The organism is Burkholderia sp. Se-20373 (assembly GCF_017104705.1).
GTDB lineage: Bacteria > Pseudomonadota > Gammaproteobacteria > Burkholderiales > Burkholderiaceae > Burkholderia.
This window is the reverse complement of record NZ_JAAGPH010000227.1, coordinates 1-7,828: the sequence shown is the minus strand read 5'-3', so window position 1 is coordinate 7,828 and position 7,828 is coordinate 1. Positions and strand designations below refer to the sequence as shown.

Here is a 7,828-nt window from a genome sequence, read left to right as displayed (position 1 = left end):
GCGCCAAGCGCGAACGCAGCCGCGATGCCGCGCCCGTCGGCGATCGCGCCGGCCGCGATCACCGGGGCGCGCACCGCGTCGACGATCTGCGGCAGCAATGCGAACAGGCCCGGTTGCGCATGGATGTCGTCGGTCAGGAACATCCCGCGATGGCCGCCGGCCTCCGCGCCCTGCGCGACGATCGCGTCGACGCCGCGCGCATCGAGCCAGCGCGCTTCCTCGACGGTCGTCGCGGACGACACCACCCACGCACCCGTGCGCCGCACGCGCTCGAGCAGCGCATCGTCCGGCAACCCGAAATGGAAGCTGACGACGGCCGGGCGCAGTTCCTCGACGACCGCGCACATCGCATCGTCGAATGGCGCGCGGCCGGGGCCGCCCTTCACGTCGGCCGGATCGAGACCGGCTTCCGCGTAATAACCGGCGAGCGCCGCACGCCAGCGTGCCTCGACCTCGGCGTCGGGCGCCGGCGGCGTGTGGCAGAAGAAGTTCACGTTGAACGGCGCGCCCGTGCGTGCACGAATCGCCGCGATCTCGTCGCGCAGCTGCCGCGTGCCGAGCGCCGCGCATGCCAGCGAGCCGAGCCCGCCGGCTTCGCACACCGCGATCGCGAGCGGGCTCGACGAACCCACCATCGGGGCCTGGATCAGCGGTAAACGGGAAGGCAGTGTCGTCATCGGGAATCGTCCTTGGGGAAGAAGCGGTGGTCGCGCGCGCCGGCGGCGCACATTTAATGCGCTCGATATTAACCGACAAACCGAACCCCGATTGCGGCGCCATTTACGTCACGAATTGATTTAACCGATTCGGGAAAAAGGATTATGCACGGCGGCTTCTGCAGCGCGCCCCCCATCATCCATGGCCGAGACCAAAAAACGTCCACAGCCTTACCGCACGGCCCATCCACACCCGCATTCAAACACCGATTCACCGGTTTCAATGACATCCATCAATATTCAAGTTATTAAATACCGGTGTTTACCCTTATTCAAAACCACCCAGGCGATAACATGAACACGTTAATTAAATCGACGATCCACACCGGAATCGTCGACCGGCGCCACCCCGCGCCACCTCAACCGCAACTCGTCTCGTCAAGGAGCGTCGCATGTCCGATGCCAGCTCGTCCTCCTCCCGCGCCGCCGCCCCCTCGGCCGCGGCTTCCGCGCCGAAAATCGGCGTCATTCCCGCCACGCTGATGGTCGCGGGCAACATGATGGGCTCCGGCGTCTTCATGCTGCCCGCGAACCTCGCCGCCACCGGCGGCATCGCGATCTTCGGCTGGCTGATCACCGTCGTCGGCGCCGTGTCGCTCGCGCTCGTGTTCGCGAAGCTCGCGGCGATCGACCCGGCCGCCGGCGGCCCCTATGCGTATGCGCGCAAGTCGTTCGGCCCGTACATGGGCTACCAGACCAACCTGATCTACTGGCTCGCGAACGTGCTCGGCAACGTCGGCCTCGCGGTCGCCGGCCTCGGCTACCTCACGCACTTCTTCCCGGTCCTGAAGGACCCGCTCGTGTTCGCGCTCGCGCAGATCTTCGTGATCTGGCTGTTCACGTACGCGAACATCCTCGGGCCGAACGTCGTCGGCCGCGTGCAGTCGGTCACGACGATCTTCGCGCTCGTGCCGATCCTCGGGATGGCCGTGTTCGGCTGGTTCTGGTTCAGCAAGGACGTGTACTTCGCCGGCTGGAACGTGTCGGGCACCAACAGCTTCAGCGCGATCGGCGCGACGCTGAACTTCACGCTGTGGGCGTTCATCGGCGTCGAGAGTGCGTCGGTATCGGCCGGCGTCGTCGAGAACCCGTCGCGCAACGTGCCGATCGCAACCGTCGGCGGCGTCGTGCTCGCGGCCGTCTGCTACGTGCTCAGCTCGACCGTGATCATGGGGATGATCCCGAACAAGGCGCTGCTCGCCTCGAGCGCGCCGTTCGCGGATGCCGCGCGCCTCGCGCTCGGCAATACGGCCGCGAACGCGGTCGCGATCTGCGCGGCGCTCGGCTGCCTCGGCTCGCTCGCCGGGTGGACGCTGCTGGTCGGCCAGACCGCGAAGGCGGCCGCCGACGACGGCCTGTTCGCCGGCGTGTTCGCCCGCGTGAACTCGAAGAACGTGCCGTCCGCGGGCCTCGCGATCGTCGCGCTGATCATGTCGGTGCAGGTGCTCGCGACGATGTCGCCGAGCGCCAGCGAACAGTTCGGCAAGATCGCGTCGATCGCCGTGATCATGACGCTCTTGCCGTACATCTACTCGTGCATCGCGATCAAGGTGCTCGGCTACGGCAAGATGCCGTCGCACCAGTTCACGTTCTACACGATCGTCGGCCTGATCGGCGCCGTCTACGCGCTTTGGGCGATGGTCGGCTCGGATGGCCAGCAGACGCGCTGGTCGCTGATCTTCGTCGTCGCGACGATCGTCTTCTACGAGCTGTCGATCAACCGCCAGCGCGAGATCGAGGAAACCCACATCCATCCGGGCGGCCGCTCGCCGCGCTGGGTGCGCTATCTCGCGCTCGGCGTGACCATCGCCGCGCTCGCCGCCACCTTCTGGATCTCCGTGGGCCGTCACCAGGCCGACACCCTTCACGCGCGCTCGCCGGCCATTGCCGCGAGCGTCCAGGCAACCCAGCAAACGGGGGATTGAACAATGACTACTTCCTTGACCCAACCGGCCTTCCGCCGCCTCGGCATGAAGGCGCTGCTCGTGCAGCACGACATCGATGAACGCACGGCCACCGGGCGCGCCGCGACGGCGCTTGCAGAAGAGCTGCGCACACGGCTCGTCGACGTCGTGATCGCGACGTCCGCCGACGATGCGTGCGCGGTGGTCGCCGCCGATCCGGCGATCCAGTGCCTGCTGCTCAACTGGGAACTCGGCAACGACGCCGACCACGCACCCGCGCAGGCCGTGCTCGACGCGATGCGCGCCCGCAACGCGACCGTGCCCGTGTTCCTGCTCGCGAGCCGCGCGAGCGCGTCCGCGATTCCGGTCGACGCGATGCGCAAGGCCGACGACTTCATCTGGATGCTGGAGGACACCACCGCGTTCATCGGCGGCCGGATCGTCGCCGCGATCGAGCGCTACCGCGAAACCGTGCTGCCACCGATGTTCCGCGCGCTCGCGAAGTTCTCGCGCGTCTACGAATACTCGTGGCACACGCCCGGCCACACGGGCGGCACCGCGTTCCTGAAATCGCCGGTCGGTCGTGCGTACTTCGAATTTTTCGGCGAATCGCTGTTCCGCTCCGACCTGTCGATCTCGGTCGGCGAACTCGGCTCGCTGCTCGATCACTCGGGCCCGATCGGCGAAAGCGAACGCTATGCGGCGCGCGTGTTCGGCGCGCATCGCACGTATCACGTGACGAACGGCTCGTCGATGTCGAACCGCGTGATCCTGATGGCGAGCGTGACGCGCAACCAGGTCGCGCTGTGCGACCGCAACTGCCACAAGTCGGCCGAGCACGCGATGACGATGTCCGGCGCGATTCCGACCTACCTGATTCCATCGCGCAACCACTACGGGATCATCGGGCCGATCATGCCCGAGCGGCTGACGGCCGCCGCCGTGCGCCTCGCGATCGACGCGAACCCGCTCGTGCGCGGCCGCGACGGCATCGACCCGACGCCCGTGCATGCGCTGATCACGAACTCGACGTACGACGGCCTCTGCTACAACGTCGCGCGCGTCGAGGCACTGCTCGGCCAGAGCGTCGATCGATTGCATTTCGACGAGGCATGGTACGGCTACGCGCGCTTCAACCCGATCTACCGCGACCGTCACGCGATGCACGGCGATCCGTCCCGACACGACGCGAGCAAGCCGACCGTGTTCGCGACGCAATCGACGCACAAGCTGCTCGCCGCGCTGTCGCAGGCATCGTTCATTCATGTTCGCGACGGCCGCAACCCGATCGAGCACGCCCGCTTCAACGAGGCATACATGATGCATGCGTCGACGTCGCCGAACTACGCGATCATCGCGTCGAACGACGTGAGCGCCGCGATGATGGACGGCCCCGGCGGCGAGGCGCTGACGACCGACGCGATCCGCGAGGCCGTCGCGTTCCGCCAGATGCTGGCGCGCCTGCATACGGAATGCGCGGAGAACAACGACTGGTTCTTCAACGGCTGGCAGCCCGATAGCGTCGTCGATCGCAAGACGGGCCGGCGCGTGCGCTTCCACGAAGCGGACGAGACGCTGCTCGCCACCGATCCGTCGTGCTGGGTGCTGCATCCGGGCGACACGTGGCACGGCTTCGGCGACATCGAGGACGACTACTGCATGCTCGACCCGATCAAGGTGTCGATCGTCACGCCGGGTGTCGCCGCGCACGGCGGGCTGATGCCGGTCGGCATTCCGGCGTCGGTCGTCACCGCGTATCTCGACCGGCACGGGATCGTCGTCGAGAAGACGACCGACTTCACGATCCTGTTCCTGTTCTCGCTCGGCGTGACGAAGGGCAAGTGGGGCACGCTCGTCAACACGCTGCTCGACTTCAAGCGCGACTACGACGCGAACGCGCCGCTCGAACAGGCGCTGCCCGAACTCGTCGCGCGCTATCCGGAGCGCTACGGCAAGCTCGGCCTGCGCGATCTGTGCGACCTGATGTTCAGCGCGATGAGCGACCTGAAGACGACCGAGATGATGTCGCGCGGCTTCTCGACGCTGCCGACGCCCGACTACAGCCCGGCCGAGGCGTTCGAGCATCTGGTGCACAACGACATCGAGATGCTGGAGCTCGCGGAGATGGAAGGCCGCACCGTCGCGACGGGCGTCGTGCCCTATCCGCCCGGCATTCCGCTGCTGATGCCCGGCGAGAACGCGGGGCCGGCCGACGGCCCGCTGCTCGGCTACCTGAAGGCGCTCGAGCAGTACGACCTGCGCTTCCCCGGCTTCACGCACGACACGCACGGTGTCGAGGTCGAGGATGGCGTGTATCGCATCGCGTGCATCAAGCAGAAGGCGCGCGATACCCGCACACGCTGAGTACGCAATGCCACGCGACGCCGTGCCGCCGCCGTCCGGCGGCGCGCGTCGCCGCTTCCAGCCGGCGTCGGCCGCTCAGGCGGTCGGCCTCTCTCGGTGATACGCGATCTTGCGTCACTGCGGTGTCATCGGAGGAAAACGTCGACAGGAATCGGTACCGTGCTCAGGCGTCCCGTGCGCTGTCGCCGCGACTCATTCCGCGCCGGTACGCGGCCGGACTCGTCGCCGCGACGCGCCGGAAATGCCGGCGCAGCGATTCCTCGGAACCGAACCCCGCGCGCGCCGCGACCTGCGCGAGCGACAGCGCCGGATGCGCTTCGAGCATGTCCTTCGCGACATTCACGCGTTCGCGGATCAGCCACGCGAGCGGCGACATCCCCGTTGCATCCGCGAACTGACGCTGCAGCGTGCGCGTGCTCATCGCGGCCTGCGCGGCGAGCGATGCGAGCGTATGCGGCTCGGCCGCGTGCGCGCGCATCCAGTCGATCAGCTTCGCGAGCCGGTCGGTGCCGCCCGGCGCGACCGGGCGCGGCACGAACTGCGCCTGCCCGCCGTCGCGATGCGGCGGCAGCACGAGGCGCTGCGCGACCCGGTTCGCGATCGCGCCGCCATGATCGCGGCGCACGAGATGCAGCAGCATGTCGAGCCCCGCCGCCGATCCGGCCGAGGTGATCACCTGCCCTTCGTCGACGTACAGCGCGTCGGGATTCACGCGCAGCGCCGGATAGCGCGCCTGCAGTTTCTCCGCATAACGCCAGTGGGTCGTCACCGTGAGGCCGTCGAGCACGCCGGCCGCGGCCAGCACGAACACGCCCGAACAGATCGAGCAGAGCCGCGCGCCGCGACGATGCGCGGCCCGCAGTTTCTTCAGCAGCGGCTCCGGCGGCGGTTCGTCGGGATCGCGCCAGCCGGGAATCACGATGGTGTCGGCGCGATCGAGCGTCGCGAGCCGATAGGGCGCGGCGACCGTGATGCCGCCCGCCGCGCGCACGGGCCCCGGCTCGCTCGCGCAGACCGCGAAGCGATACCAGTCGACCCCGAGCTCGGGGCGTTCGAGGGCGAACAGTTCGACCACGCAGCCGAATTCGAACGTGCAGAGGCGATCGTAGGCGAGCGCGACGACGAGATGATTATGCATGGCGCGATGTTACCGGAACTTGTCGATCACGCCACTGCCGCGAAACGCGCCGAACCGCGATACTGCCCCTCATTCCACCGCGTTCCACGCACTCTTCAGGAGAACCTGCCATGTCCTACGTCACCGACGTCGCCGCCGCCGACAGCGCCACCGCCCTCGCGCATTTCGAGGCATCGCTGCGCTTCGAGACCGATTGCTGGGACGTGCACGACGCGCTCGCGTCGGGCACGCCCGATTTCGTGCTGCTCGACGTACGCGGCCCCGATCAGTTCGCCGCCGGCCACGTGCCCGGCGCGCGCAACCTGCCGCGCCGCAAGATCATCGAGCGCAAGCTCGCCGGCTATCCGGCCGGCACGCTGTTCGTCGTCTACTGTGCGGGCCCGCACTGCAACGGCGCCGCACGCGCGGCGATCGAACTCGCGCGCCTCGGCCGGCCGGTCAAGCTGATGATCGGCGGCGTGACGGGCTGGCTCGACGAAGGTTTCACGCTGAGCAACGAAGTGCAGCCCGCGGAAGCCAAAGCCGGCTGATCGTCATTAAAAACGCAACAATCAATTGCTTGGCCACGGCCTGCACGCAAACGGAAAAAGCGCGATACTCGGTTCCATTGCAGTTCGGATGGAGCAGCAACATGCAGAACGCAGTCCTGATTCAAGTGGCCGGTTCGGTGGCCGCGATCGCGATCTATTTTCTGCCGGCGGTCATTGCCGACCGGCGTGGCCGGCACGACAAGCTGACGGTCGCGATGTTCAACGCGCTGTTCGGGTGGACCGGCATCGGCTGGCTGATGACGCTGTACTGGGCCTGCCAGCCGAACCCGCGCACCGACGTCGCGCAGACGATCCTCGCGAAGCGCCGCGGCATCAGCATGCGGACCTTCTCGACCGGTCTCGTCGAACGCGTGCAGCGCCGCGTGGCCGCCCAGGAGCAGTGGGCGGAGAAGCAAGGCTGCCGTTAAGTCCCTATTTCCCCTTCAACGTACCGCGTCGAACTTCGGCATCCTGACGTTGGTCGACGCGCGGTAGTCCCACGCCAGCCCGTCGTGCGGCGGTACGCCGCCCGCACGCAGCCACGCCCCGAACGCCCCCGCCGTCACCGCCCGCGCGATCCGCTCGCCCGGGCAACCATGCGGCCCCGTGCCGAAGCCGAAATTCGGCCCGGCCGCGCGGCCCGGGGTGAACCGTCGCGGATCGCGATGCGCGGCCGGGTCGCGGTTCGCGGCGGCGAGCACGACGAGAATCGCGTCGCCCGCCTCGACGCTCACGCCTTCGATCGTCGTGCGCGATGCGACGAAGCGGCGCGTGTTCTGCACCGGTGAATCGAAGCGCCCGACTTCGGCAACGAATGCGTCGAGCGCGGCATCGTCCGGCGTGACGCGCGCGGCGCTCGCCCCCGCTTCCCCGTTCCACGCCACCAGCGTATTGCCGAGCCACGCGGCGGTCGCCTCGCAGGTCTGCGACAGCAGCCCGACGAGATTCGCGACCAGCGCGCCGCTCGCCTGCCAGCCCGATGCGCGGGCCGCCTGCTGCACGGCGGCAACGAGCGTGCCGTCGTGCGCATCCGTCTGTGCGACGCGCGCCGTCATTCGCACACCGTCCTGATGCCGTGAAACCCGGCGGCCCGATCTCGGACGCCGGACGCCGGATGCGCGTCGACCTCGCTGCCGCGTACCGGCTCGTCGCGCTGAACGGCTGGGACGACCTGAT

The 7,828-nt window shown here is 68.1% G+C and carries 6 protein-coding genes and 1 pseudogene; 4 read left to right on the top strand and 3 right to left on the bottom strand.

Annotated elements, in window-relative coordinates; genetic code table 11:
* On the bottom strand, positions 1–677 hold a 677-nt coding region (locus G3N96_RS36405), incomplete at its 3' end, for a nitronate monooxygenase (RefSeq protein WP_206140193.1).
* A 431-nt stretch (positions 678–1,108) separates the two neighbouring features.
* Between G3N96_RS36405 and adiC the strand changes: the two genes are divergently transcribed.
* The gene (gene adiC / locus G3N96_RS36400; protein WP_206140192.1) at positions 1,109–2,641 is read left to right on the top strand and encodes an arginine/agmatine antiporter; all 1,533 of its coding nucleotides are present in this window, start codon (positions 1,109–1,111) and stop codon (positions 2,639–2,641) included.
* 3 nt (positions 2,642–2,644) lie between these two features.
* A complete protein-coding gene (locus G3N96_RS36395; protein ID WP_206140190.1) occupies positions 2,645–4,984 on the top strand; it encodes an Orn/Lys/Arg decarboxylase N-terminal domain-containing protein in 2,340 nt (779 codons plus the stop codon).
* A 163-nt stretch (positions 4,985–5,147) separates the two neighbouring features.
* Here the strand turns inward: G3N96_RS36395 and ftrA are convergent, their stop codons facing one another.
* Positions 5,148–6,122 carry a transcriptional regulator FtrA gene (gene ftrA / locus G3N96_RS36390; protein WP_124578298.1) on the bottom strand — a complete coding sequence of 325 codons (975 nt, stop codon included), beginning with the start codon at positions 6,120–6,122 and terminating at the stop codon, positions 5,148–5,150.
* 110 nt (positions 6,123–6,232) lie between these two features.
* Between ftrA and G3N96_RS36385 the strand changes: the two genes are divergently transcribed.
* Both G3N96_RS36385 and G3N96_RS36380 read left to right on the top strand, forming a co-directional pair.
* The gene (locus G3N96_RS36385) at positions 6,233–6,652 is read left to right on the top strand and encodes a rhodanese-like domain-containing protein (protein ID WP_206140188.1); all 420 of its coding nucleotides are present in this window, start codon (positions 6,233–6,235) and stop codon (positions 6,650–6,652) included.
* Between the two features lie 101 nt (positions 6,653–6,753).
* Positions 6,754–7,080: a superinfection immunity protein gene (locus tag G3N96_RS36380; protein WP_011354384.1), complete on the top strand. Its 327-nt coding sequence runs from the start codon at positions 6,754–6,756 to the stop codon at positions 7,078–7,080.
* Positions 7,081–7,095: 15 nt separating this feature from the next.
* Here the strand turns inward: G3N96_RS36380 and G3N96_RS36375 are convergent.
* Positions 7,096–7,710: pseudogene (locus G3N96_RS36375) on the bottom strand (cytochrome P450); the annotation flags it as partial.
* Positions 7,711–7,828 lie beyond the last annotated feature (118 nt).